General features: G+C 68.1%; 30 protein-coding genes. 11 read left to right on the plus strand and 19 right to left on the minus strand.

Annotated elements, in window-relative coordinates:
- Positions 1-13 precede the first annotated feature (13 nt).
- Positions 14-1,228 (minus strand): TIGR03862 family flavoprotein, encoded by a 1,215-nt coding sequence (locus HF680_RS05540; protein ID WP_185224378.1) that lies wholly within the window; start codon positions 1,226-1,228, stop codon positions 14-16.
- Positions 1,229-1,292: 64 nt separating this feature from the next.
- Between HF680_RS05540 and greA the strand changes: the two genes are divergently transcribed.
- Positions 1,293-1,772, plus strand: coding sequence for a transcription elongation factor GreA (greA, locus tag HF680_RS05545; RefSeq protein ID WP_045809585.1), 480 nt, complete (start codon positions 1,293-1,295; stop codon positions 1,770-1,772).
- 2 nt (positions 1,773-1,774) lie between these two features.
- Here greA and HF680_RS05550 read toward each other — a convergent pair whose 3' ends face one another.
- From HF680_RS05550 to HF680_RS05595, 10 genes are read right to left on the minus strand one after another with little or no spacing between them, the layout of a single operon-like run.
- Positions 1,775-2,182, minus strand: coding sequence for a helix-turn-helix domain-containing protein (locus HF680_RS05550; protein ID WP_045809512.1), 408 nt, complete (start codon positions 2,180-2,182; stop codon positions 1,775-1,777).
- Between the two features lie 16 nt (positions 2,183-2,198).
- Positions 2,199-3,836, minus strand: a complete 1,638-nt coding sequence (gene lnt, locus HF680_RS05555) for an apolipoprotein N-acyltransferase (protein WP_185224379.1) — start codon at positions 3,834-3,836, stop codon at positions 2,199-2,201.
- Positions 3,837-3,840: 4 nt separating this feature from the next.
- On the minus strand, positions 3,841-4,287 hold the full coding sequence (gene ybeY, locus HF680_RS05560) for an rRNA maturation RNase YbeY (protein WP_045809513.1): 447 nt from the start codon (positions 4,285-4,287) through the stop codon (positions 3,841-3,843).
- A complete protein-coding gene (locus HF680_RS05565) occupies positions 4,284-5,270 on the minus strand; it encodes a PhoH family protein (protein WP_045809514.1) in 987 nt (328 codons plus the stop codon). The genes ybeY and HF680_RS05565 overlap by 4 nt, the downstream gene beginning before the upstream one ends.
- Positions 5,270-6,706 carry a tRNA (N6-isopentenyl adenosine(37)-C2)-methylthiotransferase MiaB gene (gene miaB, locus HF680_RS05570; RefSeq protein ID WP_045809515.1) on the minus strand — a complete coding sequence of 479 codons (1,437 nt, stop codon included), beginning with the start codon at positions 6,704-6,706 and terminating at the stop codon, positions 5,270-5,272. The genes HF680_RS05565 and miaB overlap by 1 nt, the downstream gene beginning before the upstream one ends.
- Before the next feature lie 43 nt (positions 6,707-6,749).
- Positions 6,750-7,235 (minus strand): Fur family transcriptional regulator, encoded by a 486-nt coding sequence (locus HF680_RS05575; protein WP_017505496.1) that lies wholly within the window; start codon positions 7,233-7,235, stop codon positions 6,750-6,752.
- A gap of 27 nt (positions 7,236-7,262) precedes the next feature.
- Positions 7,263-7,706: a ribosomal protein S18-alanine N-acetyltransferase gene (rimI, locus tag HF680_RS05580; protein WP_045809516.1), complete on the minus strand. Its 444-nt coding sequence runs from the start codon at positions 7,704-7,706 to the stop codon at positions 7,263-7,265.
- Positions 7,703-8,383: a tRNA (adenosine(37)-N6)-threonylcarbamoyltransferase complex dimerization subunit type 1 TsaB gene (gene tsaB / locus HF680_RS05585; RefSeq protein ID WP_185224381.1), complete on the minus strand. Its 681-nt coding sequence runs from the start codon at positions 8,381-8,383 to the stop codon at positions 7,703-7,705. Before tsaB ends, rimI begins: the two co-directional genes overlap by 4 nt.
- A 46-nt stretch (positions 8,384-8,429) precedes the next feature.
- Complete coding sequence (locus tag HF680_RS05590; protein ID WP_185224382.1) at positions 8,430-8,990, minus strand: NifU family protein; 561 nt, start codon at positions 8,988-8,990, stop codon at positions 8,430-8,432.
- 49 nt (positions 8,991-9,039) lie between these two features.
- Positions 9,040-10,614, minus strand: a complete 1,575-nt coding sequence (locus HF680_RS05595) for a helicase HerA-like domain-containing protein (protein ID WP_185224383.1) — start codon at positions 10,612-10,614, stop codon at positions 9,040-9,042.
- A 98-nt stretch (positions 10,615-10,712) separates the two neighbouring features.
- On the opposite strand from HF680_RS05595, the gene HF680_RS05600 reads away from it, so the two are divergent.
- Entirely contained in the window at positions 10,713-11,846 is a 1,134-nt protein-coding gene (locus HF680_RS05600; RefSeq protein ID WP_185224384.1) for an AI-2E family transporter, read from the plus strand.
- On the opposite strand, the gene obgE is transcribed toward HF680_RS05600, so the two are convergent.
- The 7 genes from obgE to nepR form a co-directional block, all read right to left on the minus strand.
- Positions 11,847-12,893, minus strand: coding sequence for a GTPase ObgE (obgE, locus tag HF680_RS05605; protein WP_055808874.1), 1,047 nt, complete (start codon positions 12,891-12,893; stop codon positions 11,847-11,849).
- A 50-nt stretch (positions 12,894-12,943) separates the two neighbouring features.
- Positions 12,944-13,252 (minus strand): TonB family protein, encoded by a 309-nt coding sequence (locus tag HF680_RS05610; RefSeq protein WP_185224385.1) that lies wholly within the window; start codon positions 13,250-13,252, stop codon positions 12,944-12,946.
- 52 nt (positions 13,253-13,304) lie between these two features.
- On the minus strand, positions 13,305-14,765 hold the full coding sequence (locus HF680_RS05615) for an NAD-dependent succinate-semialdehyde dehydrogenase (protein WP_185224386.1): 1,461 nt from the start codon (positions 14,763-14,765) through the stop codon (positions 13,305-13,307).
- A 93-nt stretch (positions 14,766-14,858) separates the two neighbouring features.
- Positions 14,859-14,996, minus strand: a complete 138-nt coding sequence (locus tag HF680_RS05620) for an entericidin A/B family lipoprotein (protein WP_017505506.1) — start codon at positions 14,994-14,996, stop codon at positions 14,859-14,861.
- Positions 14,997-15,046: 50 nt separating this feature from the next.
- The gene (gene phyK, locus HF680_RS05625) at positions 15,047-16,741 is read right to left on the minus strand and encodes a sensor histidine kinase PhyK (protein ID WP_185224578.1); all 1,695 of its coding nucleotides are present in this window, start codon (positions 16,739-16,741) and stop codon (positions 15,047-15,049) included.
- 102 nt (positions 16,742-16,843) lie between these two features.
- Positions 16,844-17,455: a sigma-70 family RNA polymerase sigma factor gene (locus HF680_RS05630; RefSeq protein ID WP_017505508.1), complete on the minus strand. Its 612-nt coding sequence runs from the start codon at positions 17,453-17,455 to the stop codon at positions 16,844-16,846.
- Positions 17,452-17,652, minus strand: coding sequence for an anti-sigma T factor NepR (gene nepR / locus HF680_RS05635; RefSeq protein WP_045809524.1), 201 nt, complete (start codon positions 17,650-17,652; stop codon positions 17,452-17,454). The genes HF680_RS05630 and nepR overlap by 4 nt, the downstream gene beginning before the upstream one ends.
- A 201-nt stretch (positions 17,653-17,853) precedes the next feature.
- On the opposite strand from nepR, the gene phyR reads away from it, so the two are divergent.
- The 3 genes from phyR (at position 17,854) to HF680_RS05650 (ending at position 20,440) form a co-directional block, all read left to right on the plus strand.
- A complete protein-coding gene (phyR, locus tag HF680_RS05640; protein WP_026108480.1) occupies positions 17,854-18,648 on the plus strand; it encodes an anti-anti sigma factor/receiver protein PhyR in 795 nt (264 codons plus the stop codon).
- Between the two features lie 337 nt (positions 18,649-18,985).
- Positions 18,986-20,017, plus strand: coding sequence for an NADP-dependent oxidoreductase (locus HF680_RS05645; protein WP_185224387.1), 1,032 nt, complete (start codon positions 18,986-18,988; stop codon positions 20,015-20,017).
- Positions 20,018-20,032: 15 nt separating this feature from the next.
- The gene (locus HF680_RS05650) at positions 20,033-20,440 is read left to right on the plus strand and encodes a hotdog family protein (protein WP_185224388.1); all 408 of its coding nucleotides are present in this window, start codon (positions 20,033-20,035) and stop codon (positions 20,438-20,440) included.
- A gap of 61 nt (positions 20,441-20,501) precedes the next feature.
- On the opposite strand, the gene HF680_RS05655 is transcribed toward HF680_RS05650, so the two are convergent.
- On the minus strand, positions 20,502-21,284 hold the full coding sequence (locus HF680_RS05655; RefSeq protein WP_045809526.1) for a SapC family protein: 783 nt from the start codon (positions 21,282-21,284) through the stop codon (positions 20,502-20,504).
- A gap of 117 nt (positions 21,285-21,401) precedes the next feature.
- Between HF680_RS05655 and HF680_RS05660 the strand changes: the two genes are divergently transcribed.
- From HF680_RS05660 to HF680_RS05685, 6 genes are all read left to right on the plus strand, one after another.
- Positions 21,402-21,890 (plus strand): Fur family transcriptional regulator, encoded by a 489-nt coding sequence (locus HF680_RS05660; protein WP_185224389.1) that lies wholly within the window; start codon positions 21,402-21,404, stop codon positions 21,888-21,890.
- A gap of 17 nt (positions 21,891-21,907) precedes the next feature.
- Positions 21,908-22,783, plus strand: a complete 876-nt coding sequence (locus tag HF680_RS05665) for an alpha/beta fold hydrolase (RefSeq protein ID WP_394353522.1) — start codon at positions 21,908-21,910, stop codon at positions 22,781-22,783.
- 79 nt (positions 22,784-22,862) lie between these two features.
- Positions 22,863-23,528 (plus strand): nicotinate-nucleotide adenylyltransferase, encoded by a 666-nt coding sequence (locus tag HF680_RS05670; RefSeq protein WP_185224391.1) that lies wholly within the window; start codon positions 22,863-22,865, stop codon positions 23,526-23,528.
- 144 nt (positions 23,529-23,672) lie between these two features.
- Positions 23,673-24,107, plus strand: coding sequence for a ribosome silencing factor (gene rsfS, locus HF680_RS05675; RefSeq protein ID WP_082064315.1), 435 nt, complete (start codon positions 23,673-23,675; stop codon positions 24,105-24,107).
- 4 nt (positions 24,108-24,111) lie between these two features.
- Entirely contained in the window at positions 24,112-24,576 is a 465-nt protein-coding gene (gene rlmH / locus HF680_RS05680; protein ID WP_185224392.1) for a 23S rRNA (pseudouridine(1915)-N(3))-methyltransferase RlmH, read from the plus strand.
- 1 nt (position 24,577) lies between these two features.
- Complete coding sequence (locus HF680_RS05685; RefSeq protein WP_045809528.1) at positions 24,578-25,657, plus strand: murein hydrolase activator EnvC family protein; 1,080 nt, start codon at positions 24,578-24,580, stop codon at positions 25,655-25,657.
- Positions 25,658-25,783: the final 126 nt, after the last annotated feature.

Genomic DNA, 25,783 nt, shown 5'->3' on the forward strand with positions numbered 1-25,783 from the left:
GACCCTGCCTTTCTCAGTCCCGGCTGTCGAGCCAGTCGATGACGCCCTCGGCCGCGACGACGGCGGAGGCGAAGCTGGCCTGAAGCAGATAGCCGCCGGTCGGCGCCTCCCAATCCAGCATCTCACCGGCGACGAAAACGCCCGGACGCGCGACCAGCATCAGCCGTTCGTCCACGCCGTCCAGTTTGACGCCGCCCGCCGAGGAGATCGCCCGCTCAAGTCCCTGAACGCCGGTCAGGGTCAGCGGCATGGCCTTGATCCGTTCGGCCAAGGCCCGAGGCGAGGCGGGCAGGGGGCCGGCCTCATACAGCAGGGCGACGGCGGCCGACTCCAACCCGGCCACCTTGCGCAGATGGTTGGACAGGCTGGCCTTGCCGCGCGGCTTCGACAGACGGTCGGTCAGTTTTCCCATCGCCACATCCGGCTTCAGATCGATCTGGATCTCGGCGCGCCCCGCCGTCTCGACCGCCGCCCTCAGCGCGGCGGACAGCGCATAGATGACGCCGCCCTCGATGCCGTAGCGGGCGATCATCGCCTCGCCCCGCGCCGTCCGCTCGCCATGGGTGACAGCGACGCCTTTCAGCGGCTGGCCCGCGAACCGATCACGGAACAGCGCCGACCAGGCCACGTCGAAGCCGACATTGGCCGGTCGGAACGGCGACACGGCGGCGCCCTGCGCTTGCAGCCACGGCGCCCAGGCCCCGTCTGAACCCAGACGCGGCCAGCTGGCGCCGCCCAGCGCCAGGACCACGGCGTCGGGTCGTTCGAGCCGCTCGCCGTCCGGCGTCTCGAATGTCAGCGCGCCGTCGCGCCAACCGGTCCAGCGCGAGCGCGTGCGGATCTCGACGCCCTGCGCCTCCAGCCGCGCCAACCAGGCCCGCACCAGGGGCGAGGCCTTCATGGCCTTCGGAAACACACGCCCGCTGGAGCCGACGAAGGTCTCCTGCCCCAGGCCTTCGACCCAGGCGGTCAGGTCGGAAGGCGTGAACCGGTCGATCCAGGCGGCGGCCGTCGGCTGGGCGGGACCATAGCGGGTCATGAACCGGTCCAGCGGTTCCGAATGGGTCAGGTTCAACCCGCCGCGCCCGGCCATCAGCAGCTTGCGGGCCACGGACGGCATCCGGTCGTGCACCACGACCGTCGCCCCCGCCTGCGCCAGCCGCTCGGCCGCCATCAGCCCCGCAGGACCGGCGCCGATCACATGAACCTGACGGGGCGATTTCATCATCGGCCCGCTTTGCCCGGTTGCTGTCGCGCTGGCTATAGGCGCCGTCATCGCTATGTTCCCGACCATGAGCGTTGCCTTCACCCGCGAAGAAGATCTGGAAGCCACTGCCGCCGACTTGGCGGACCGCCCGATCTCGCCCCATCCCAATCTGGTCACGCCCGAGGGTCTGGCCGCGATCGAGGCCGAACTGGCCTCGGCCCGCGCCGCCTACACCGCCGCTCAGGTGCAAGGCTCGATCGAGAGCGACCGCACCGCCATGGCGCGCGCGACGCGGGACCTGCGCTACTGGTCCGCCCGGCGCGCCTCGGCCCAATTGGTCGAGCCTGCTGAAGCCGATGGGGCCGTGCGGTTCGGGGGCTCGGTCTCCATCGAGCGCGAGGACGGACGCGCCCAGACCTGGCGCATCGTCGGCGAGGACGAGGCCGATCCGGCCGCAGGCTCGGTCAGCCATGTCTCGCCCCTCGCCCGCGCCGTCATGGGCAAACGGGTCGGCGACGAGGTGACGGTGGCCGGTCAGTCGGCCGAGATCGTAGCGGTCGGCTAGACCTAGTCCTGGGTGCCGTCGTCGCCCAGCATATCCCGCATCATGTCCAGGATCAGCTTCTGCTTGCGCGCCGGCAGGCGCGGGGCCAGGCGGGTGATCTCGACGCTGGTCTTGGTGGGTCGATGCTCGTGGTCGAAGGCGGGCGCCTCCTCGGCGACCCCGACCGTCGCGCTGGTGTAACCGTCGAAGAAGAAGGGGATGCCGACCTTCATGAACTCGGCCATCTCAAACAGTTTCGAGGCCGAGACGCGGTTCGTGCCCTTCTCGTACTTCTGCACCTGCTGGAAGCTGACGCCGACGGCCTTGGCCAGGGCGGTCTGCGTCAGGCCAAGGTCGAGACGCTTTTCCTGAACGCGACGGCCGACATGGCGATCGACGGGATGCGGATCCTCGTCCTTTTCACGCGCCATCGCCGTCACCCTTCACCTAGATCGCTACTCGACTTCCCTGGACCCTAGATCGCCGGATCGACGGCCACAAGGACAGGATGAACGCTGTTAGCATTGAGAAAAAGAACAGGAAATCGCCAAATCGGCCATAGGGCGTCACGCCCGTCGGACGGGGCAGTGGGGCGTCGATGACGCCCATGACGCCGGGCTCCAGCCGCTGACCCTCCACGATCCGGCCCCACGGGTCGATCATGGCCGAAATGCCCGTCGGGGTGGCTCGCGCGATGGGCAGGCCGGTCTCGATCGCGCGATAGCTGGCCAGATTCAGATGCTGGCGCGGGCCCGAGGTCGCGCCGAACCAGGCGTCGTTCGACGCATTGACGATCCAGTCTGGCCGGCCGGCCGCGCCGGGCGTGAAGCCGGGATAAAGGCTCTCATAGCAGATCAGCACCTGCGCCGGCGGAGCGCCCGGAACCGAGATCGGGGCCGGCGTCGGTCCGGCGGAAAAGTCGCTGGGCATATGCACCAGGCTGCGCAGGCCGATGGAGGTCATGATCGACCCCAAGGGCAGGTACTCGCCAAACGGCACCAGCCGGTGCTTGTCATAGACGGCGGCGACCCTCAGGCCCGCCCCGCCTTCGTCAGCCAGGGCGAACAGGCTGTTGTAATAGCGCGCGCCCTCGGGCGCGTTCAGGTCCGGCTCGCCGCGCGCCAGGCCCATCAGCAAGGTCTGTCCGGGACGCAGGGCGCCCGCGATGGCCTGGGCGTCGGCCGAGGCGAAGACGTCGTTGGCCGAGGCGGGCAGGGCGCCTTCAGGCCAGACCACGACATTGGGCGTTCGCGTCGCGCTTTGACCCGTCAGGGCGACATAGCGATCGACGATGGAGCGATAGGCCTCGGGCGACCATTTGGTCTCCTGCTTCACATCGGCCTGAACCAGGCGCACGACCGTGTCGGTGAACTGAAGATCCGACTGCGCCAGCCTGACGGCGCCGAAGCCGCCGACGGCGATCAGGGCCAGGGCGCCCAGGCCCGCCGAGATCAGACGGCTGCGCTTGTCGCCCGGCCCGATGAGGGGCGCGAAGGCCGAGGTGGCCGCGACCGTGACCAGGCTCAGCCCATAGACGCCGACGACCGAGGCGAACTGGGACATGCCGCCGCCCGCGCGCCAGGTCGCGCCGGCCGGGTTCCACGGAAAGCCCGTCAGCACATGACCCCGCAACCATTCTGCCGCGCAGAACAGGGCGGCGAACAACAGCACCCGCACGGCCCCCAGCGGTGCGAACCGACGATAGAGGGCGCAGGCCGTTCCCCAGAAAAGCCCAAGGCCCGCCGGCAGCAGGCTGGCCGCAAACGGCGCCATCCACGCCTGTTCGGGATTGACGAAAAACGCCTCGGCCACCCACCAGCAGCCGACGAAGAAATAGGCGAACCCTGCCAGCCAACCCATCCAGAAGGCGCCGCGCGCCGTGTCGGACCGCTCCGACAGGATCATCAGCAGCGGATAACCCAGAAGCCCGATCAGCATCCCGAACGGCGGATGGGCGAAGGCCGTCCCGGCGCCGGCCAGCAGCGCCAGACCAATACGGATCAGCCGCCACGTCAGGGCGCGCTTCCTGTCGGGCAGGGCGCGGATCGGGGCCGCGAAACGGTCCAGCAGGGCGTCGGGGAACATCGGATCAGTCCTGCTCGGCGATATAGGGGTCGGCGACGCCGATCTGGGCCAGGATTTCGCGCTCCTCGGCCTCCATCTCCTCGGCCTCGGCGTCGTCTTCGTGGTCGCGACCCAAGAGGTGCAGCACGCCGTGGACGACCAGATGGCTCAGATGATCGGCCAAGGTCTTGCCCTGCGCCTCGGCCTCGGTCGCGCAGACGCCGTAGGCCAGAACGATGTCGCCCAGATGCGGAAAGGCGTTCTCCGGCGCCGGGAAGGACAGGACATTGGTCGGCTTGTCCTTGTCGCGAAACCGGCCGTTCAAGTCGCGCACGGCGGCGTCGTCGGTCAGCAGGACGACGATGTCGCCCTCCGCCGTGCCCAGCGCGGCCTGCGCCGCGCGTTCGACGACGGCCTCCGCGTCCGGCAGGGCGCCGGTCCAGGCCTCGGCCTCGACTTCAATCTCGATCATGCGGGGTCTTCGAGGTCCGGGGCGGGGCGTCCGCGCGCGGCGTCGGCGTCATAGGCGCGCACGATCCGCTCGACCATGGCGTGACGCACCACGTCGGACGCCTCGAACTTCAGGATGCCGACGCCCTGGACCCCGTCCAAGATCCGCAGGGCGTGGGCCAGGCCGGAGTCGCGCGGGTTCAGCAGGTCGATCTGCGACGGATCGCCCGTCACCACCATCCGCGCGCCTTCGCCCAGACGGGTCAGCACCATCTTCATCTGCAGGCGGCTGGTGTTCTGGGCCTCATCGACGATGACGAAGGCGTGGCTGAGCGTGCGGCCGCGCATGAAGGCGATCGGGGCGGCTTCAATCTCGCCCTTGTCGCGGCGACGCTGGACGTCCTCGGCGCCCAGAATGTCGTTCAGCGCCTCCCAGATCGGCGCCAGATAGGGATCGACCTTTTCGTTCAGATCGCCGGGCAGGAAGCCCAGCTTCTCGCCCGCCTCGACCGCCGGGCGGGTGATGACCAGCCGGTCAACCTGCCCCCGCCGCAGCAGCGATGCGCCATAGGCCGCCGCCAGAAAGGTCTTGCCCGTGCCCGCCGGGCCGACGCCGAAGCTCAGTTCACACCGGCCCAGCATGTCCAGATAGGCGGCCTGCGCCTTGGTCTTGGGCACGATGGCGCCGCGCTTTCCGCCCGGCAGCGATACGCCCGCCGCCGCCATGCCGGGCGTGCCGCGACCGCCGCGCGCCTGACCCAGAGAGGCGCGCACGTCGGCCTCGGTGACTTCGGCGCCCAGGGCCGCGCGCTTGGCCAGATCCTCGATCACCTGGCGGGCGTCCGTGCGGTCGCGGGCGCCGCCGTTGACGGAGACCCCGCCGCCCGGGGCCTCGACCAGCACCTTGAAGGCGTCCTCGATCAGGGCGACGTGGCGACTGTTCGGCCCGATGACCGCCCGCAGTTCGGCATCGTTCAAGGGGACGAATTCAGACTCACGCGCCATCAAGCGGCCTTTTCTTTTTGGGCTGTCGCCGGGCCTGCGGGACCCGGCTGTTTCAGCCCGTCTGCTGTGAGCCGGCCCGATAGACTGTTCTGCTGGCCGGCGATGATCTCGACCGGAACGATCTGCCCGATCAGATGATCCGCGTCATCGACGTGGACCGATTGAAGATATGGGGATCGACCGAGCGCTTGGCGACGGTGGCCGTGCCGTCCCGGCTTGTCGAACAGCACGTTCAGCGTCCGGCCCGCCTGCGCCGCGTTGAAGGCGGTCTGCTGTTCCGTCAGCAGGGCGATCAGGCGATGCAGTCGGTCCTTGACGATTTCCGGCTCGACCTGTTTGCCCATGCCCGCCGCCGGCGTGCCCGGTCGCGGCGAATAGGCGAAGGCGAAGGCTCCGGCGTAGTTCACGCGCCGCACCAGATCCAGCGTGTCCTCAAACTCCCGATCCGTCTCACCGGGAAAGCCGACGATGAAGTCGCCGGCGATGGCGATATCGGGCCGCGCGGCTCGGATGCGGTCGATCAGGTCGAAATATTTCTGACGCCCGTGCTTGCGGTTCATCGCCCGCAGGATCCGATCCGACCCCGCCTGAACCGGAAGGTGCAGATAGGGCATCAAGGCGTCCAGATCGCCATGCGCGGCGATCAACTCATCGGCCATGTCGTTGGGATGGCTGGTCGTATAGCGGATGCGGTCCAGGCCGGGGATCTCGGCCAGGGCATAGGCCAGTTCGGCCAGGGTCGCCTTTCGCCCGTCCGGCCGCTCGCCGTCATAGGCGTTGACGTTCTGGCCCAGCAGGGTGACCTCGCGCACGCCCCGATCCGCCAGTTGCCGCGCCTCTTCCAGCACCGCCGCCATCGGCCGCGACCATTCGGCGCCGCGCGTATAGGGCACGACGCAGAAGGTGCAGAACTTGTCGCACCCCTCCTGCACCGTCAGGAAGGCGGTCGGCCCCTCGGTGAAGCGGGCCGCGGGCAGGGCGTCGAACTTGTCGTCGGGAGCGAAGTCGGCGCCGATCCGCTCGCCTCGCGCCCGCGCCGTGCGGGTCAGAAGCTCGGGCAGCTGGTGATAGGCCTGGGGACCGACGACGATGTCGACGGCCGGCTGACGCCGCATGATCTCCTCGCCCTCGGCCTGGGCGACGCAGCCGGCGACGGCGATGGTCAGGTCCCCGCCGGTTTCGCGCCGGATGTCGCGCATCTCGCGCAGCTTGCCGAGCTCGGAATAGATCTTCTCGGCCGCCTTTTCGCGGATGTGGCAGGTGTTCAGGATGACGAAGTCGGCGGCCTTCACGTCGTCGGTGACGCCATAACCCAGCGGGCGCAGCACATCGGCCATGCGCTCGCTGTCATAGACGTTCATCTGACAGCCGTAGGTCTTGATGAACAGACGCTTTTGGGGCGCCGTCTCGACTTGAGGAACCAGGGTCTCGGTCATTGTGGGCTTATGATCGCCCGCAAGCGTCGCGACAAGCCGAGCGTCAGCCCGCATCCACATCGGCGGGATCGACCCGCGCCGCATGGCGGGTGAAGATCAGGCCTTCGCGCTTGGACGGCTCGGCGCCCTCGATCGCAACGCCGTAGAGCTCCAGCTTGTGGCCGATCAGCTGGAAGCCCAGCCGTTCCGCGATCTCGTTCTTGAGCCGCTCGATCTCGGCGTCGAAGAATTCGATCACCTCGCCCGACTTGGTGTCGATCAGGTGGTCGTGGTGATCGTCGCCGGCCTCTTCATAGCGGCTGCGGCCGTCGCCGAAGTCGTGCTTCTCGACCACGCCCGCCTCTTCGAACAGGCGCACGGTGCGATAGACGGTGGCGATGGAGATGTGCGGATCGATGGCCGAGGCGCGGCGATACAGCTCTTCCACATCCGGGTGGTCCGCGGCGTTGGACAGCACCCGGGCGATCACCCGGCGCTGTTCGGTCATACGCATGCCGCGCTCGGCGCAGAGTTTTTCGATCCGGTCCATGCGCCTAGAATAGGGGCTTGGATCGCATCAGGGAAGCGTCAGGTTGGCGTCAGGCGCACAGAGGTCGCGGCTCATCACCACCGCATCGGTCCGCGATCCGTCCGCGCCCGCATAATAGGCTTTGCGGCGACCGATCGGATCGAACCCGGTCCGCTCATACAGGCCGCGCGCGGCGACATTGTCGTCGGCGACCTCCAGGAACAGCCGCGTCGCGCCGGCCTGGGCTGCAGCGACGGTCGCCGCCTCGACCAGACGTCGCCCCAGTCCGTGGCGGCGCGCGGACGGGACCACGGCCAGGGTCAGGATTTCCGCCTCGTCGACCACGGTGCGGATCAGGATGAAGCCGTCGGGCTCGCTGACCGCCAGCACGCCCGGCTGCGACAGCAAATCGGCGAAGGTGTCGGCGCTCCACGGCGCGGCAAAGCCCTGGGCGTGCAGGGCGGCGAGAGAGGCGGGGTCCGCCGCCGTCATGACGCGGGCTGGCGCGGCTGGCCCGGCAGGCGGCTGGGCGGCGTGGCGTCGGGCGCGCGCAGATAGAGCGGACGGGGCGGCTGGGTCGCCGGATCGGCGGCGGCGGCCAGGCGCGCCAGCGCCTCCGGCGACGGCGCGACCCGGTCGTCCATATGGGTTAAGGGCAGATCAGGGAAGGCTTGGGTAACGACCGCCGCGCCATTGCCGACCAGGGCGACGCCCGGTCCGATGTCGGCGATCCGCCGCGCGGCCTCTTCCAGCGACATCGCTTCATCGGGGCCAAGCGGCGCCCCGTCGGCGAAGAGGCGCGCATAGACCTGACCGCGTCGCGCATCGATCAGGGCTGCGATGGGGCCGTCTTGATCGGTGAGCGAGGCAGCGAGGGCATCCAGCGCCGATAGACCGACGACCGGCCGATCCAGCGCCGCGCCCAGACCCTGAGCAAAGGCCAGACCGACGCGCAGACCAGTGAACGAGCCCGGTCCGACCGTGACGCCGATCCGGTCCAGGCTGTCGAAACCGCCGCCCGCCTCGGCCATGACGTCGCGCACCAGGCCGCCGATCCGTTCCTGATGTCCCTTGGTCATCGGCTCAAAACGCATGGCGAGCGCGCGATCGTCCTCGAACACCGCCGCCGTGCAGGCGCCGAGCGCCGTATCGATCACCAGAAGTCTCATGGGCGTCTTCTAGGCGGCGCGTCGCAGAACCGCCACCGCGTCCGGATCAGAGGGTCTGCTCGACCCGCGTCACCTCGGGCACATAGTGGCGCATCATCTGCTCGACCCCGGCCTTCAAGGTCGCCGACGACGACGGACAGCCGGCGCAGGCGCCGCGCATCCGCAGGTTCAGCACGCCGGTCGCCTCGTCGAAGGAATCGAACAGGATGTCGCCGCCGTCCTGGGCCACGGCGGGGCGAATGCGGCTGTCCAGCAGGGCCTTGATCTCGGCGACGATCTCGCTGTCGTCCTCGGTATGGCCGTCGGTTTCGCCGCCGGCGCCGCGCGTCAGCGCCTGACCCGAGACGAAGTGATCCATGACGACGCCCAGGATCGGCGCCTTCATCTCCGACCATTCCGGACCCTGGGGCTGGCGGGTCACCGACACATAGTCGGCTCCGAAGAAGACGCCGTCGACGCCTTCCAGTTCGAACAAGGCCTCCGCCAGCGGAGATGCCGTCGCCTCGTCGATGGTGCGGTATTCCAGCGCGGCGGTCGGCGACACGTCGCGGCCGGGCAGGAATTTCAGCACGTTCGGATTGGGCGTGGGTTCGGTCTGGATGAACATGGGCGGGAGATGCGCTCGCCCCCGCCCCGTTGCAAGACCCGAGCGGAACCTAGCGCCGCTTCAGCCCGCCCAGCAGACCGCGCATCAGCTCGCGGGTCAGGGTCGATCCGGCGGTGCGCAGCACCGACTTGGTCAGCGCCTCGACCGGCGTTTCGCGGGTGGACCGACGCGCAGGCTTTGCGGCTTCGCGCGCCGCCCGCGCCTCGGCCTGAGCTTGAGCCTTGGCCCGGGCTTCGGCGGCCTTCTGATCGGCCTTGGCCTGAGCGGCGGCGGCCTTGTCGGCCTCTGCCTGCGCCTTGGCCTGAATTTGGGCCTGGATTTCAGCCTGATCGGCGGCGCTGTGGCGATTGGCCAGGATTTCGGCGGCGGATTCGCGGTTCAGCACCTGCTCGTAAAGGCCCCGCACCGGGCTGGCGGCCATGACGGCGGCGCGCTCGGTATCGGTGGCGGGACCCAAGCGCGAAGCCGGCGGGCGGATCTTGGTGCGGGCCACGATGGTCGGGGCGCCCTTTTCGTCCAGCACCGACACCAGGGCCTCGCCCACGCCCAGAGCCTGAATGGCCTCGGCCGTGTCGAAGGCGGCGTTGGCGCGGAAGCTCTGCGAGGCGGCTTTCAGCCCCTTCTGTTCGGACGGCGTATAGGCGCGAAGCGCATGCTGAATGCGGTTGCCCAGCTGGGCCAGGACGCTGTCGGGAATATCGGCCGGGTTTTGCGTCACGAAATAGACCCCGACCCCCTTGGATCGGATCAGGCGCACGACCTGTTCGACCTTTTCCAGCAGGGCGCGCGGGGCGTCGTTGAACAGCAGGTGCGCCTCGTCGAAGAAGAAGACCAGGCGCGGCTTTTCCGGATCGCCCACCTCGGGCAGCTGTTCGAACAGCTCCGACAGCAGCCACAGCAGGAAGGCCGCATACAGGCGCGGACTGTTCATCAGCCGGGTCGCGTCCAGCACATTGACCTGGCCCCGGCCGTCCAGGCCGACGCGGATCATGTCTTCCAGCTTCAGCGCCGGCTCGCCGAAGAAGGCGTCGCCGCCCTGCTGCTCGACCTGCAACAGCGCGCGCTGGATGGCGGCGATGGAGGCGGGGGCGACGTTGCCGACCTCGCGCCCGATCCGCTCGGCGTTCTCGCCGACATAGACCAGCAGGCTCCTCAGATCGTCGAGGTCCAGCAGCAGCAGACCTTCCTTGTCCGCGACGTGGAAGACGACGGTCAGCACGCCCTCCTGCACCTCGTTCAGGTTCAGCATCCGGGCCATCAGCACCGGGCCGATCTCGGACACGGTGGTGCGGATCGGATGTCCCTTCTGGCCATACAGGTCCCAGAAGACGGTGGGGGCGGCGCGCGGCGTCAGGGTCAGGCCCATCTCGGCTGCGCGGGCGATCAGCTTCTCGTTCGGCGCGCCGACCTGAGAGATGCCCGACAGGTCGCCCTTCACATCGGCGCAGAAGACCGGCACCCCGGCGTCGGAAAAGCCCTGGGCCATGATCTGCAACGTGACCGTCTTGCCGGTGCCGGTCGCGCCGGCGACGACGCCGTGACGGTTGGCGCGGTTGAACAGCAGATTTTCCGGCTGGGCGGCGTCGGACTGGCCGAGGAACAGGCCGGGCAGGGCGTCGGGCATTGGGGTCTCCGATGGCGTCTCCGGCAAAGGTCTAGCGCGTTCCCCTCGCGCTCGGAACAGCGATTGACGGCGACGGCGGGCGGTTCGACAACACGGTCATGAAAAACCCCATCGCCACGCCGTCTTCGGTCGCCGCTCGCAACGCCCTGGGCGTCATCGCCACGGTCGCGGCCGGGGCGGCGATCTACTGGCTGCGGGATATCCTGACGCCGCTGGCGATGGCCATCTTCCTCTTGATCATGATCGACGGGGTGAAGCGGTCGGTCGAGGCGCGCACGCCGTTGAACAGCCGCATGGCCGGGATCGCGGCCCTGACGCTGGTGGTGCTGGCCTTCTTCGCCTCCATCGCCATCATCGTGAACGGGGCGGCGGGCTTCTTCGGCGAGGCGTCCGGCGTGTCGGCCAACATCGGCCCGCGCATCGATCAGATCATTCGCGACGCCTATGGGCTGGTGCGTCTGGCCAATCCGCCCACGGCGCAGGACCTGATCAACGGCGTCGATGTGCGCGGCTGGCTGACCTCCATGGCGTTCCAGGTGCAGGGCATAGCCTCGGGCGCCTTTTTCGTCCTGATCTATCTGGGCTTTCTGCTGGCCTCCCAGGTCGGCTTCCGGCGCAAGATCGTCGCCATGTTCCCGTCAGAAGCCCAGCGCGACGAGGCGGTCGCGGTTTTCCAGCGCGTGCGCGGCGGGGTCGAGGGCTATATCTGGGTGCAGTCGGTGACCGGCGCGATGATCTGCGTCGTCGCCTGGATCCTGATGCGGGCGGTCGGGCTTCAGAACGCCGAGTTCTGGACCTTCGTCATCTTCATCGTCGGCTTCATCCCCGTGCTGGGCGGGGCGGTCGCGGGGCTGGCCCCGCCGCTGTTCGCCCTGGTCCAGTTCGAAAGCTATTGGCCCGCCGCCATCCTGCTGGTCGGGTTGCAGGTCATCCTGTTCGTCGTCGGCAACTTCATCCAGCCGCGCATGCAGGGCGACAATCAGAACATCGACCCGGTCGTGGTGCTGCTGGCCCTGGCCTTCTGGGGCAAGCTGTGGGGCGTGGTCGGCATGTTCCTGTCGACGCCGCTGGCGGTCATGGCCATGGCGATCCTGGCCGAGTTCAAGGGCTCGCGCTGGATGGCGATCCTGCTGTCGGGCGACGGCGAGCCCTATGCCAACGAGGGCAAGACGACCGACAAGCCGAAATCGACCCGCCGCAAACCCAAACCGGAGCCCGCAGCGGAGGCCTGATCAGGGCTGCCAGCCGCTGATCTGGTCCGCGTCGCTGTCGCCGGCCAGGGCGCCGCGCGTCTTCTTCACCTCGGCCCAGGCGGCGCGCAGCAGGGCGGGCACGCCCTCGCCCGACACCCCGGACACCAGCATGGGACGGCGACCGGCGACGGCCTCCAGCTCGGCGGCCTTCTCCTCGCGCGCCTCGGGCGTCAGGGCGTCGATCTTGTTCAGGGCCAGTATCTCGGCCTTGTCCGCCAGACCCTCGCCATAGGCTTCCAGTTCGCCCCGAATGATGCGGTAGGCCTCGACGACATCGTCCTGGGTGCCGTCGATCAGGTGGATCAGGCTGGCCGAGCGTTCGACGTGACCAAGGAAGCGCGTGCCCAGTCCCGCGCCCTCGCTGGCGCCCTCGATCAGGCCGGGAATGTCGGCGATGACGAACCGCTCTGACGGCGACAGGTCTACCATTCCCAGGTTCGGCGCCAGGGTGGTGAACGGATAGTCGGCGATCTTGGGCTTGGCGGCGCTGGCGGCCGACAGGAAGGTCGATTTGCCCGCGTTCGGAAGACCCGCCAGACCGATGTCGGCGATCAGCTTCAGCCGCAGCCAGATCCAGCGTTCCTGCCCTTCCTGACCAGGGTTGGCGTAGGTCGGCGCCTGATTGGTCGGCCCCTTGAAGCGCACATTGCCCCAGCCGCCGTTGCCGCCCTTCAGCAGCAACTCCACCTTGCCGGGCGTGTCCATGTCCAGCAGGACCGTTTCCTTGTCCTCGTCCAGCACCTGGGTGCCGACGGGCACCTTCAGATGTACGTCCTCGCCCTTGCCGCCATGCATCTGGCGCCCCTGGCCGTGGTGGCCGGTCTGGGCCTTGAAATGCTGCTGATAGCGATAGTCGATCAGGGTGTTCAGACCCTCGACCGCCTCGATCCAGACATCCCCGCCCTTGCCGCCGTCGCCGCCGTCGGGACCGCCGTTCGGGATGAATTTCTCGCGTCGAAACGACACGGAGCCCGCGCCGCCGTTGCCGGAGCGGATATAGATCTTGGCCTGGTCGAGGAACTTCATCGCGGGCTTATGCCGCAGAAGCGCGCAGAATTACAGGCGTGACCTTAGGATCAGCGTGTAGAGAAGTTCAGCCTGACTTCGCGAGGTCCGGTCTGGCCCGGCTGGGCGCGCGCCGTCCTGACGCCTCGGATGGCCTCGCGACCAAATCCTAGACCTTCAGGCGTCTCGGAAATCACGACACAGTTCGTCGCCGCGCCGTTTTCCATGAAGTCACACCTCAACACCACCGAGCCGGACGCGCCAGCTTCTAGCGCCTTGGGCGGCGTTTCCACCCTGGGCGGCTGCGCCCACGCGACTTGCGGCGCTGCCGGCGCGGGAGTCGATTGAACTAGGACAGCGGCGAGAAATGCGATGAACATGATCGTATCCTAGCAACTCTCGGGCGAGCTGCAACCGCTCCAAGGGCATCGATCAAGCGGGCTTCAGCGCCAGCGTCACCGTCTTGACGTCCAAATATTCGTCGATGCCGTGGATCGAGCCTTCGCGGCCATAGCCCGACTGCTTGACCCCGCCGAACGGCGCAACGGCGGTGGAGATCAGGCCCGTGTTGACGCCGCACATCCCCGCCTCGATCCGCCGGCTGAACCGCATCGCCCGGTCCAGGTTGCGGGTGAACAGATAGGAGGCCAGGCCGTAGTCGCTGGCGTTGGCCTTCTCCAGCGCCTCGTCCTCGGTGTCGAAGGCGAAGACGGGGATCATGGGGCCGAACGTCTCTTCCTCGCGGAACAGGGCGTCGTCGCCGCCCAGGGTCACGGTCGGCTGGAAGAAGCGGCCGCCCAGATCGTGGCGCGACCCGCCGGTCAGCACGCGTCCGCCGTCGGCCTTGATCGCCGCCACATGCTTTTCGACCTTGTCGATGGCCTTGTCCTCGATCAGCGGCCCGACCTTCACGCCGTCGTCGAAGGCGGGACCAACCACGATCTTGGCCACCTCGGCGGCCAGTTTCTCGGCATAGGTCTCCGCGACCGATCGCTCGACATAGACGCGGTTCGGACAGACGCAAGTCTGGCCCGAGTTCCTGAACTTGCCCTTGATGGTCTCCGCCACCGCCAGATCCAGGTCGGCGTCGGCGAAGACGATCAGCGGCGCCGCGCCGCCCAACTCCATCGACACCCGCTTCAGCGTTCCCGCGCACTGCTCGGCCAGCTTGCGGCCCACGCCGGTCGAACCGGTGAAGGACAGTTTGCGAATGTCCGGGCTGTCGGTCAGCACCTTGCCGATGGTGGCGGCGTCGCCGGTAATGATCGACAGGGCGCCTTTCGGCAGGCCGGCTTCATAGGCCAGTTCGGCCAGGGCGATGGCGGTGAACGGCGTCTGGCTGGCCGGCTTGACCACGGCGGTACAACCTGCCGCGAACGCCGGCCCCAGCTTTCGCGTCAGCATGGCGGCGGGAAAGTTCCAGGGCGTGATCAGGGCGCAGGGTCCGACCGCCTCGCGATAGGTCAGGATCAGATGGCCCAGCGGACTGTCCTGGGTCTCGCCGATCAGCCGCTCGGCCTGGCCCGCGAACCATTTCAGGAAGCCGTTGGCGTAGGTGACCTCGCCCTTGGCCTCCTCGAACGGCTTGCCGTTTTCCAGCGCCATTAGGGCGCCCAGACCCTCAAGATTGTCGTCGATTAGCGCCGCCCATTTGCGCAGGAAGGCGGCGCGCGCATGAGGGTCGCTGCGCGACCAGGTCTTGAACGTCTCGCTTGCCGCTGCGATGGCCTGTTCGGTCTCGGCGGCGCCCAGATCGGGGACATGGCCGATCACATCGCCGGTCGCCGGATCATCGACGGCGACGCCGCCGCCGTTGGCCGGAACGGCCTTGCCGGCGATCAGGGCGTGCTGGCGCAAGAGTTCTAGGCCGGCGTCGCGGGCGGTGTGGTTCACGGGATGGCTCCTGTCGCGGGACTGAAACGAACAAGGCCCCGACGATGCGGGGCCTTGACGGTCGAATGCTGCAGCCTGAGCTGCGGCGGTCGATTAGTTCTTGGCGTCTTGGGCGGCGCCGGTCACGGCCTGGCCGGCGGCCTGGGTGTCGCGGCCCACGCCTTCGACGGTGTTGCAGGCGGCGGTGGTCAGGGCGGCGGCGGCGGCGACCAGAACGAAAATCTTGCGCATAGGGGAAGCTCCAGGGTTGGCCGGGGTGAAACTCCGCCGGTCTCGCCTCATCAACGCGACGTCAGGGCTGCGGTTCCGGGCGTCTTGTCCGCCGGATCGACGGGCGCGAGCGCTTCTGGCGTCGCGAAGATCATGCGGGCGATGGTGCCGCCGCCGGGCGGGGTGGCGAACTCGGTCTCGCCGCGCAACTGTTTGGCGAAAGCGCTCATCAGGGTGCGGCCCACCCCGACCTCGGAGCCGGCCAGGGCGCCTGGGCCATTGTCCTCGACTTCCAGAACCGACGTCTCGCCCTGGACGCGGAAGCGCACCTTCAACTCGCCGCCCCTGTGGGCGAAGGCGTGTTTCTGCGCATTGCTGACCGCCTCGACCAGCCACAGCGCCAGAGGCGCCAGCTTGTCGGGATCGACGTGCAGGGAATCGGCGTCCACCGAACTGATGACCACCGGTCCGCGCCCGGCCTCGCTGGCGACCAGTTGCCCCACCAGTTCGTTCAGGAACTCGCGCGCATCGGCGTGGCGGATGTCGTTGCTCTGATAGAGCGTGCGGTAGATCAGGGCCAAGGCCGAGATGCGCTGGCGCGTATCGCCCAGCGCCGCCTTGGCCGGCGCATCGGTCAGGGCGCGCTGCTGCATCGACAGCAGGGAGGAGATGATCTGAAGGTTGTTCTTCACCCGGTGGTGGATCTCGCGCATCAGCGCGTCCTTTTCCATCAGGGCGTCCGTCAACTCGCGGTCGCGCAGGGTGATGGCCTCGGCCATCTCGTCCAGGGTGCGCGCCATGGTGCGGATTTCGGACGGGGCGTTCATCGCCTGCAGCGGACGCACCGAGAACCGGCCCTTGGCATAGATGGCCGCGACCCGCTCCAGATAATCCAGCCAGCGAATGAAGATGCGTTCGGACAGCAGCATCACCGCCGCGAACGCCGTCAACCAGGCGCCCAGAGGCAGCAGCAGGGTGCCGATCGGATTGAGCCGCGCCCATGACAGCCACCCGGGCGCCGGGGCCGACAGCAGGGCGTAAAGATCGCCGCCGGCCAGGGCCGCGCCCGCATAGTCGCGGCGCTGATTCTGCGCATCCTTCGCCTCGAACACGGCAGAGCCCTGATCGCGCGCTCGGCCGACCCAGCCCGCGATATCGTCGCCAGCCGACAGTTTGAAGACGTCGGGATCACTGGCCGTCAGAATGCGGCCTGCGCCGTCGGTCAATGCCGCTTCCGCGTCAGAGGGCAGGGCGGGGTCGGCCACATCGGGTTGCAGGGCCGAGAAGGGGATCACGGCGACCATGGCGCCGTCGAACCGGCCCATCGGCCGCTCGGCGCGCGTGGCCACGATCAGCGCGCCTTCATAGCCTGCGCCATCGGGGGCGCGCATGACGACCAGTTCTTCGCCATTGCGCAACCGCTGGAACCATGTCGCCTGGGCGGCGGGCGCCACGCCGGATCTCACGCCGTCCGCCCGGCCCGAAGCGCAGACCGCCTCGCCCGTCGGGCTGATGCGATACAGACCCTCGTAACCTTCCAGCCGTCCGACCAGCGCCGTCAGGCGCGGTGCGCAATAGGGACCGACCGCATCGGGGCTGAGCGCGCGCAACAGCACCTGGGCGCTATCCAGCTTGGCCTTGGCGCTGGAGGCGCTGCGTTCGGCCGCCAGTTGAAGGTCCACCTGCCGGTCGTCGGCCTGTCTTTGGAAGTCCGCCTGGGTCTGGATCAGGCTGAGAACGAAGATCGGCAGCAGGGCCATGGCCATGGCCGCGCCCAGGCGAAACCGGATGCCCTGGAAGCGATCCGATTTCCACGTGCGACCGAGCCGCGACCTGGAGGCCTCCCTGCTCGTCTCGTTCACCGCCGCTTAGCTCCGGGCGCCGGCCAGCCTGTCGGCCTCGCCCAGGATCGTGCGCATGGCGTCGCCGGCCGCTTCACCGTCGCGGCCGTAACCGCCCCGCTCCAGGGTGGCTTGCAAGGCCCGGCGTGCGCGGCTGACGCGGCTCTTCACCGTGCCGACCGCACAGCCGCAGATTTCGGCCGCTTCTTCATAGGCGAAGCCGCCGGCGCCGACCAGGATCAAGGCCTCGCGCTGCTCTTCGGGCAGGGTCTTCAGAGCCTGACGCAGCTCGTCCAAGGCGACCGGCGCCTCAGGATCGTCCACGGCGACCAGGGTCCGCTCGGCGGCTTCCTGATCCAACTGCGACTGACGCCACGAGCGGCGCTTTTCGGAATAGAACTGGTTGCGCAGGATCATGAAGGTCCAGGCCTTCATGTTGGTACCCATTTGATAGCTGGCGCGCGCGTCCCAGGCTTTCATCATGGCGTCCTGCGCCAGATCGTCCGCCGCGGTCGGATCGCCGGTCAAGGTCCGGGCGAAGGCGCGCAGATGCGGGATCAGCAGGACCAGTTCGCGCTTGAAGCCCTCGTCGTCAGCCGACGCGGGTTTGGGGGCGGCCCCCAGGCGTGAGGTGCTCATGCGGCGCTGTCCGAAGACTTGGCGTCGGCGCGTTTCAGGATATCGAGAAACTCATCGGGCACGGGTTCGTTGACGACCTCGTCGAACATATGCCGCAGCTTGACGCCAATGGCCTGCTGGCGAAGGCGAGCTTCTTCAAGCCCTGCCTCCCCCTTCTGGTCGCCTTTGGGACGAGAGGAGTCCGGAGAATCGATCATAGACAGAGCCAAGCCCACCCAACTGTCATCGCGAGAAGATGTCGGTCTCAAACGTCATCAGACCGGCCGGGTTCCTGCATGACCGGTTTTTAATGCTAAAGCTTGTTCGCCACGGCGGAACCGTGATGCGAATGTGACGTTTAGGGCTGATGTAGCGCCCCGCCCTGCCGGCCGGGCTGTGATTTGTCGGGGACTATCTGAATGAGCCTTCTGGCCAGACTCGCGCCGCACCTTCCTTATGTGCGCCGTTACGCACGCGCCCTGACCGGCGATCAATCCACGGGCGACAACTATGTCCGCGTCGCACTGGAGGCTCTGGCCGCCGGCGAGCAGCAGTTGTCGGCCGACATGACGCCGCGGGTCGCCCTTTATCATGTCTTCCACGCCATCTGGTCCTCGACCGGCGCGCAACTGGAAACCGGCACGCTGGAAACCACGGGCAGCGACGCCTCGCAGCGTCTGTTGCGCATCGCGCCGCGCTCGCGTCAGGCCTTCCTGCTGACGGCGCTTGAAGGTTTCACCCCTTCGGAAGCCGCACAAATCCTGTCTGCCGATCCGCGCGACGTTGAGCGTTTGATCGCCGACGCCCAGGCCGACATCGACGCCGAACTGGCCACCGACGTTCTGGTCATCGAGGACGAGGCCATCATTTCGGCCGACATCCAGAGCCTCGTGACCGAACTGGGTCACCGCGTCACCGGCACCGCCACGACGCACGATGAGGCGATCGACGCCGTCGCTCGCCACAAGCCGGGTCTGGTTCTGGCCGATATCCAGCTGGCTGACGGTTCGTCGGGCATCGATGCGGTCAAGGATATCCTGAAGACCATGGACGTGCCGGTGATCTTCATCACCGCCTTCCCGGAGCGCCTGCTGACCGGTGAGCGCCCTGAGCCGACCTTCCTGATCACCAAGCCTTTCCAGCCGGAGACGGTGAAGGCGGCGATCAGCCAGGCGCTGTTCTTCCACCCGTCGCGCCAGAAGGAAGCCGCTTAAAACGAAGTCTTTCGCTGACGACAAGATCGGCCTCGGTCCCGCGGGATCGAGGCCTTTTCTTTGTTTTACGCTGGCATTGATGGGCCAAAGTACGAAAGCGCAAAAAAAGCGATCGAGGTCGGGAACCGGCTTAGGGCGCCGCCGTTATCGGTCCGTGGAGGCGGCGACGCCCCCCGACTTGATCTGCGAAAGCCGATCATGCCGCCTCCGCGCCTCATTCTCGATGATGCCACTTCAAAGCGATCCGCAAGGGTCGCTTTTTTCTTGGCGCACACCTCGACCGAAGCCGCCGTGGCGGCCAAGATGGTGGCCAAAGAAAACGCACGGAGAGACGCCAATGGCTTCGACAAGCGGCAAGACGAACCGTCAATGGGTGCTGCGACAGCGCCCGAAGGGCCTGATCCAGCCCGGCGATCTGGAACTGGTCGAGACGGCCATCCCTGATCTGCAGGAAAACGAGGTGCTGGTCCGCACGGTCTATCTGTCGCTGGACCCGACCAATCGCACCTGGATGAACGATTCCGAGGGCTATCTGCCGCCGGTCGGCCTGGGGGAGGTCATGCGCGGCCTGACGCTGGGCGTGGTCGAAGCCTCGCGATCCAGCCGCTTCAAAACAGGCGATGTCGTCATGCCGACCTCGGGCGGCTGGGCCGACTATGCGGTCGTGCCGGAAAGCGGCCTGCGTCCGGTCCACCGTGCGCCCGGCCTGCCGTTGACGGCCAATATGTCGGTGCTCGGCATGACCGGCCTTACCGCCTATTTCGGCGTCACCGATGTGTTGAAGGCCAAGGAAGGCGAGACCATCGTCATCTCGGCCGCCGCCGGCGCGGTCGGCTCCATCGCGGGGCAGATCGCCAAACAGCGCGGCTGCCGCGTCATCGGCATCGCGGGCGGCCCGCAGAAGTGCGCCTGGCTGACCGACGAACTCGGCTTCGACGCGGCCATCGATTACAAGAACGAGGATGTCGGCGAGGCGCTGGACCGTCTGGCCCCCGACGGCGTCGATCTGAATTTCGAGAATGTCGGCGGCGACATCATGATCGCGGTGTTCAACCGGCTGAAGGTCCACGGCCGGATGGCGGTCTGCGGCCTGGTGTCCTCCTACAATGCCACCAAGGCGCCGCCTTCGCCGAACTTCGCGCGCATCATCACCCATCGCCTGCACGTCCAGGGCTTCCTGGTTCTGGACTACGCTCCGCGCGCGCGAGAGATGGTCGCGGAAATGGGCCCATGGCTGGCGGACGGCCGTGTGAAGTGGAAGGTTCACGTCGACGACGGGCTGGAAGGCGCGGTGGGGTCGTTGAATCGCTTGTTCACCGGCGATCACGACGGCAAGCTGCTGGTTCGCGTTTCCGAAGAACCCGCCTGAACCCAAGGTCTGCGCATGAGCGATCCGCTGCACGTCCATTTCGAAGACCTGGAGGTGGGGCAGGTCGTGCCGCTGGGCGCCTGTGCGATCGACCAGGGGGCGCTGGACGTCTTCATCGAGCGGTTCTCGCCGGGCTGGGACGTGGCCTACGGCGCGCCGGACGCCATGGTCTATGTGCTGTGGAGCCGACTGGCGGCCGACAAGTCCGGCGGCTGGGCCCAGACGAAGGTCCTGGCCGTCGATGGACTGCGTTACATGCGCAATCCCCCGGCGGGCGAACTGCTGCGGGGTCGCATGACGGTGATGGGCAAGGATCCGGTCGGCGACGACAAGGGCATTGTCATCGCCTCGCATGACCTGCTGGACGAGGCTGGGCGTCTGGTCTTTTCCTGCCTGACGCGGGCGCTGTTTTCGCGCCGCTGAAACGAAAAACGCCCCGCCGGCGAACCGGCGGGGCGTTGATCGATCTTCGACAGACCGGGTCTTAGTTGACCGAGGTCGGGGCCTGGGCCTGACGCATCACGGCCATGGCGATCAGGCGGTCCCAACCGACCAGCGACACCAGGTGGGCGTAGATCTGGCCCAGGGCGCCGTTGTCGCGCAGCTCGACCAGCTTCTCGGCGGGCAGGGCGCGCAGCTTGTCTTCAGACACCGCATAGTATTCGGCCAGCTTCTGCGGCTGACCCGGCGTGCCGTCGGGATTGCGCGGCGTGAAGTGGGCTTCGCGGATGTCCAGCAGGTCCAGATCCTTGACCAGGGCGACGAAGCCCTCTGTGCGCTGGCGCTCCTGTTCGAAGTTGTTGCAGAACTCCATCGCCATGTTCGTGTAGTCGCTGGGCTGGCCGTCGACGAACAGCGGGTTCTGGCCGCCCTCGGCGACGATCGAGGCGCCGCGGTCGATGCACAGGATCAGGCGCTGGTTCTGCTTGTCGTCCGCGAAGACGAACGGATAGCGGCGCACATAGGCCGGCACATAGGCGTCGGCGCGGAACTCGCCGTCGGGCGCCACGAACAGGTTCTCGTTCGAGCTCAGGCCCATCACGGCGACCGGCTGGCGGTTCTCGCCGGTGAAGATGATCGGATAAGACAGGGCGGCGGCCGAGAATTCGGTGACCGTCAACGGCACGATATTGGTCTGGGCCACGAAGGCGTAGGGCTTGTCGCTCGGGTTCACGCCCAGGCCGCCGTGGACGCTCTGATCCAGCGGTTCGGGGTTGGTGTAGAAGAGGACGTTGCCTTCAAGCGGCGAATTGTTCGTGTCGGTCATGAAGCGAGGACGCTCTGGTTAAAGATCGGAGGCGCGCCTTCTAGCTCAACGCCGCGCAACCGGCAAACCCGCGATGCGTCGGTTGCAGTGGGGGGCGCCAGCCATTAGCTGTGGCGTATGGGTTCCGCCTGCGATCACGACCATCACCACTCCGGCCTGAACGGCGGGGCGCTGGACCGCGCCCTGGCGGCGGCCGAGGCGCGCGCGGTCCAGCAGGGCGAGCGGATGACGGCCCAGCGTCGTCGCGTCCTGGCCCTGCTTCTGGAAAGCGGCGAGCCGGTGAAGGCCTACGATCTGATCGCGCGTTTCGGCGAAGACGGCCAGGCCGCCAAGCCGCCGACCGTCTATCGCGCGCTGGAGTTTCTGGAACGGCTGGGCATGGTGCACCGCATCGCCTCCATCAGCGCCTATGTCGCCTGCACCGACGACGGCGAGGCCGCCCACGCGGCCGCCTTCTTGATCTGCGACTGCTGCGGCGCGACGCGCGAGGTCAGCGGACCGGACCAGAGCGCCATGAACGCCGCAGCCTCAGCCGCCGGCTACGCCATCGCCCGCACGACGATCGAGGCGCACGGTCGCTGCGCCGCCTGTCGCGACGTCGCATGACCATGGATGCGGCGTTGATGTCCCCACCGCGTCGCCTGTCCGTGCCGATCGACAATCGCTGGGGCGCCGGCGAGATGGCCGTGCTGGATTTCGGCGATCCGAACCGGCCGGTCGATCTGATCTTCTCTCACGCCAACGGCTTCAACGCCGCCACCTATCGCAGCCTGTTGTCGCCGCTGTCGGCGTCCTTCCGGATCTGGGCACCGGATCTGCGCGGCCATGGCCGATCGGCCCTGCCGACCTTCACGCGACCCAAGACCAGCTGGCTGGACCACCGCGACGACCTGCTGGCGCTGCTCGAAGCCATCGACGGCCCGCCCGTGGTCATGGCCGGCCATTCGATGGGCGGCACGGCCTCGCTTCTGGCGGCCGCCGTCCGGCCGGATCGGGTGTCCAGCCTGGTGCTGTTCGATCCGGTGATCTGGAAACGCTCTGCGGTCTTCGCCTTCAACCTACCCTTCGCCTACAAGCTGATGAAGGCGATCCCCATCGCCAAGGCTACCCTGCGCCGTCGCAGTCAGTTCGACAGCCGCGAACAGGCCATGGCCGCCTATCGCGGGCGCGGCGCTTTCAAGGGTTGGCCCGACATGGTCCTGGCCGACTATCTTTCCGAAGGTCTGAACGAAGACGACGGCGCGTTCAGCCTGACCGCCGCGCCGGCCTGGGAGGCGGCCAACTACGCAGCCCAGGCGCACGATCCGTGGCGGGCCATGAAACGCTATCCCGGACCGGTTCGCATCCTCAAAGCCGAACACGGCGCCCTGACGCATTTGCCGGTCCAGCCCCGTGGCCTGCCCAATGTCTCGGTCGAGGTCGTGTCCGGCGGCGGGCACCTGTTCCCCATGACCCATGCCGACGTGGCGCGCGACGCCCTGTTCGACGCCGCCGTCTGAGAACGAATTCTGTAGGCGGAGCATGGGCGCGCGCTATAAGGGCGCCGCTGAGCATAACGCCCGCCGCCCGAGACGCCGCTTGTCCTTCTTCCACGCCGGTCCCGCGCCCAAAGGCGCCGGCCCCCGCTCCGGGGCGCTGCGCGACGGCTTGATCCTCGCCCCAGGCATGAAGGTCGGCCTGTTCGGCGGCTCCTTCAATCCCGCCCACGACGGTCACGCCCATGTCGCCGAGACCGCCATGCGGCGTCTGGATCTCGACCGGGTCGTCTGGCTGGTCTCGCCGCAGAACCCGTTGAAGGACGCCCGCCACAGCGCGCCGCTGGCGGACCGCATGGCCTCGGCGCGTCAGCATGCGCATGGTCCGTCTATGATCGTCTCGGACTTCGAGAGCCGGGCCGGCGTCGCCTGGACCGTCGATACCCTGCGCCTTCTGGTCGCGCGGCATCCGGGCGTGCATTTTGTCTGGCTGATGGGGTCGGACAATCTGGCCAGCTTCCACCGCTGGCGCGGCTGGACCGACATCATGCGGCTGATGCCGGTGGCGGTGATCGCCCGGCCGGGTTCGCTGCTGGACAGCCGCACGGCGCCGGCCGCCGCCCGCTTCGCCGGTTTCCGCATTCCGGCCCAGCAGGCGGGGCTTCTGCCGACGCTTCAGGCGCCCGCCTGGACCTATCTGACGGCGCCGCTCAACCCCCTGTCGTCCACGGCGATCAGGACCGGCAAGGGCGTGCGCGCCACCTCGTGATCGCCGGATGATTCGGGCGGCGGTTCACGTTGCGGCCCATCCGTGCTAGAGGGCTTCTTTAGTCAACGCTCCCGGAGCCCTCCGCTGACCCCCTCGCCCGCGTATAATACGCAAGACGCCGCCGTCTCGAATACGGCGCACGAGATGGACCCTATCGAACCTCTCCATTCCGAAGACGGCTTTGAATCCGACGCCTCGCCGCGCGGCTTCGACGATTCCGCTCCCCGCCCCGTCGGCTCCACGCCGCTGGAAGAAGCCCTGCTGAGCCGCCTCGACGAGGACAAGGCCCAGGACATGGTCCTGATCGACCTGAAGGGCAAAAGCGCCATGGCTGACACCATGATCGTGGCGTCCGGTCGTTCGCACCGTCACGTCGGCGCCATCGCCGACCACCTGCTGCGCACGCTCAAGGAACAGGGGCTGGGCAAGGCCAAGGTCGAGGGCCTGCCGCACTGCGACTGGGTTCTGATCGACGCCGGCGATGTGATCGTGCACCTGTTCCGCCCGGAAGTGCGCACCTTCTACAACATCGAAAAGATCTGGGCGGTTGATTCCGCCCACCGCATGGTCCGCGACTGACACCATGAAGCTGAGCATCGTCGCCATCGGCCGACCGGGCCGGGGGCCTGAAGCGACGCTCGCCGACGACTACGCCAAGCGCGCCACCCTGTCGGGACGCGCGCTTGGCCTCGGTCCCCTCGAACTGATCGATCTGGAAGCTCGCAGACCAGGCAAGCCGCCGGAGGCTGAGCTGATCTTGGCTGCCGCAGAGGGCGCGCACCTGATCGCCTGCGACGAGCGCGGCAAGACCTATTCCTCGCGCGCCTTCGCCGACCACATCGCCAAATTGAGGGATCAGGGCGAGCGCCGTCTGGTTTTCGCCATCGGCGGGGCGGACGGCCTGGACGCCAGCGTGCGCCAGGCCGCATCCTCGACCCTGGCCTTCGGTCCCCAGACCTGGCCCCACGCCCTGGCGCGCGCCATGCTGGCCGAACAGCTGTATCGTGCCGTGACCATCCTGGCCGGATCGCCCTATCATCGCGACTGACATGCGTCGCGCCATACCCTTATCGCTGGCCCTGCTGACGGGTTTCGTCTGCGCCGCCCCGGCGATGAGCAGGCAGGCGCCCGAGAGCGAACTGTCGCGCATCCAGGCCGAATACCGCGACGAGACGGTGCGCGCCCGTCGTCTGCGCGCCGACGCCGACGCCGCCAAGACCGAACTGGCCCAGCTGGAGCGCCGCCTGGCTTCGCTGCGGGCCGACGAACAGACCGGCGACCGCCAGATCGACGATCAGCGCGCCCGGCTCCAGCAACTGACCGAACGCGAGGCCGAACTGGTCACGGATCTGGCGCGGGAGCGCGGCGCCCAGGGCCGTCTGCTCAGCGCGCTGCAGATGATGAGCCGCCGACCGCCGCCGCCCTTGCTGGTGCCCGCCGACAAGGCCATCGACACCGTGCGCGCCTCCATCCTGCTCAAGGCCATGACGCCGGATCTGGAAAGCCGCGCCAAGGTGCTGGCCGCCCGTCAGGCCGAGATCATGCGCATCCGCCGCCTCGCCGTCCTGTCCTCGGAGCGACTGCTGACGACCGAGAGCGAGCAGGGCGACCGGCGCGGCGAGATCGAGGGGCTGACGGCGCGCAAGACCGCCCTGACCGCCGTCCTGAATGCCGAGGCCCGCGCCGCCGAACGCGCCGCCGCCGTGCTGGAGCGCCGCATTCGCGAACTGGGCGGCGCGGTCCCGACGACCCAGGCCGAAGAGACGCCGACCGCCCGCCTTCCGGCCGGACGCGGCCGCCTCAGTTCGCCTGTCGCCGGCGCGCCCAGCCAGACCTGGGGCGCCGGAACCTCCGGCTGGCGCTGGCGGGCCGACCGCGCGGCCGTCACCGCGCCTGCCGACGCCAAGGTCGCCTACGCCGGGCCGCTGACGGGGTGGGGCAATGTGGTGGTGCTGGATCTCGGTCCCGGCTGGCGCGCCGTCATCGCCGGGCTGGAAAGCGTCGATGTCGGCCCGGACGCCCGGGTCTCGGACGGCCAGACCCTGGGGCGCAGCGGCCCGGACGGCGACGTCTATTTCGAACTGCGTCGCGACGAACGGCCGATCGATCCGGGACCGTGGTTGCGGTGAACCCGCAATAGTCCTTTGCATTCTCGTCTGACGCTGATTTTATCGGCGGGACGCCGCGTCGCCACGATTTGGTCGTGAGGACGGGGCCTTAACCTACCTACGGGCGCCCACAGTGATCGGCCCGAC

This window comes from Brevundimonas huaxiensis (assembly GCF_014218725.1).
GTDB classification, from domain to species: Bacteria; Pseudomonadota; Alphaproteobacteria; order Caulobacterales; family Caulobacteraceae; genus Brevundimonas; species Brevundimonas huaxiensis.

What these genes read in the sequence shown, in the direction of transcription:
- HF680_RS05540 (WP_185224378.1), bottom strand. Translation starts at nt 1,228, where the DNA reads ATGATGAAATCGCCCCGTCAGGTTCATGTGATCGGCGCCGGTCCTGCG.
- greA (WP_045809585.1), top strand. Translation starts at nt 1,293, where the DNA reads ATGAGCGTTGCCTTCACCCGCGAAGAAGATCTGGAAGCCACTGCCGCC.
- HF680_RS05550 (WP_045809512.1), bottom strand. Translation starts at nt 2,182, where the DNA reads ATGGCGCGTGAAAAGGACGAGGATCCGCATCCCGTCGATCGCCATGTC.
- lnt (WP_185224379.1), bottom strand. Translation starts at nt 3,836, where the DNA reads ATGTTCCCCGACGCCCTGCTGGACCGTTTCGCGGCCCCGATCCGCGCC.
- ybeY (WP_045809513.1), bottom strand. Translation starts at nt 4,287, where the DNA reads ATGATCGAGATTGAAGTCGAGGCCGAGGCCTGGACCGGCGCCCTGCCG.
- HF680_RS05565 (WP_045809514.1), bottom strand. Translation starts at nt 5,270, where the DNA reads ATGGCGCGTGAGTCTGAATTCGTCCCCTTGAACGATGCCGAACTGCGG.
- miaB (WP_045809515.1), bottom strand. Translation starts at nt 6,706, where the DNA reads ATGACCGAGACCCTGGTTCCTCAAGTCGAGACGGCGCCCCAAAAGCGT.
- HF680_RS05575 (WP_017505496.1), bottom strand. Translation starts at nt 7,235, where the DNA reads ATGGACCGGATCGAAAAACTCTGCGCCGAGCGCGGCATGCGTATGACC.
- rimI (WP_045809516.1), bottom strand. Translation starts at nt 7,706, where the DNA reads ATGACGGCGGCGGACCCCGCCTCTCTCGCCGCCCTGCACGCCCAGGGC.
- tsaB (WP_185224381.1), bottom strand. Translation starts at nt 8,383, where the DNA reads ATGAGACTTCTGGTGATCGATACGGCGCTCGGCGCCTGCACGGCGGCG.
- HF680_RS05590 (WP_185224382.1), bottom strand. Translation starts at nt 8,990, where the DNA reads ATGTTCATCCAGACCGAACCCACGCCCAATCCGAACGTGCTGAAATTC.
- HF680_RS05595 (WP_185224383.1), bottom strand. Translation starts at nt 10,614, where the DNA reads ATGCCCGACGCCCTGCCCGGCCTGTTCCTCGGCCAGTCCGACGCCGCC.
- HF680_RS05600 (WP_185224384.1), top strand. Translation starts at nt 10,713, where the DNA reads ATGAAAAACCCCATCGCCACGCCGTCTTCGGTCGCCGCTCGCAACGCC.
- obgE (WP_055808874.1), bottom strand. Translation starts at nt 12,893, where the DNA reads ATGAAGTTCCTCGACCAGGCCAAGATCTATATCCGCTCCGGCAACGGC.
- HF680_RS05610 (WP_185224385.1), bottom strand. Translation starts at nt 13,252, where the DNA reads ATGTTCATCGCATTTCTCGCCGCTGTCCTAGTTCAATCGACTCCCGCG.
- HF680_RS05620 (WP_017505506.1), bottom strand. Translation starts at nt 14,996, where the DNA reads ATGCGCAAGATTTTCGTTCTGGTCGCCGCCGCCGCCGCCCTGACCACC.
- phyK (WP_185224578.1), bottom strand. Translation starts at nt 16,741, where the DNA reads ATGGCCATGGCCCTGCTGCCGATCTTCGTTCTCAGCCTGATCCAGACC.
- HF680_RS05630 (WP_017505508.1), bottom strand. Translation starts at nt 17,455, where the DNA reads ATGAGCACCTCACGCCTGGGGGCCGCCCCCAAACCCGCGTCGGCTGAC.
- nepR (WP_045809524.1), bottom strand. Translation starts at nt 17,652, where the DNA reads ATGATCGATTCTCCGGACTCCTCTCGTCCCAAAGGCGACCAGAAGGGG.
- phyR (WP_026108480.1), top strand. Translation starts at nt 17,854, where the DNA reads ATGAGCCTTCTGGCCAGACTCGCGCCGCACCTTCCTTATGTGCGCCGT.
- HF680_RS05645 (WP_185224387.1), top strand. Translation starts at nt 18,986, where the DNA reads ATGGCTTCGACAAGCGGCAAGACGAACCGTCAATGGGTGCTGCGACAG.
- HF680_RS05650 (WP_185224388.1), top strand. Translation starts at nt 20,033, where the DNA reads ATGAGCGATCCGCTGCACGTCCATTTCGAAGACCTGGAGGTGGGGCAG.
- HF680_RS05655 (WP_045809526.1), bottom strand. Translation starts at nt 21,284, where the DNA reads ATGACCGACACGAACAATTCGCCGCTTGAAGGCAACGTCCTCTTCTAC.
- HF680_RS05660 (WP_185224389.1), top strand. Translation starts at nt 21,402, where the DNA reads ATGGGTTCCGCCTGCGATCACGACCATCACCACTCCGGCCTGAACGGC.
- HF680_RS05665 (WP_394353522.1), top strand. Translation starts at nt 21,908, where the DNA reads ATGTCCCCACCGCGTCGCCTGTCCGTGCCGATCGACAATCGCTGGGGC.
- rsfS (WP_082064315.1), top strand. Translation starts at nt 23,673, where the DNA reads ATGGACCCTATCGAACCTCTCCATTCCGAAGACGGCTTTGAATCCGAC.
- rlmH (WP_185224392.1), top strand. Translation starts at nt 24,112, where the DNA reads ATGAAGCTGAGCATCGTCGCCATCGGCCGACCGGGCCGGGGGCCTGAA.
- HF680_RS05685 (WP_045809528.1), top strand. Translation starts at nt 24,578, where the DNA reads ATGCGTCGCGCCATACCCTTATCGCTGGCCCTGCTGACGGGTTTCGTC.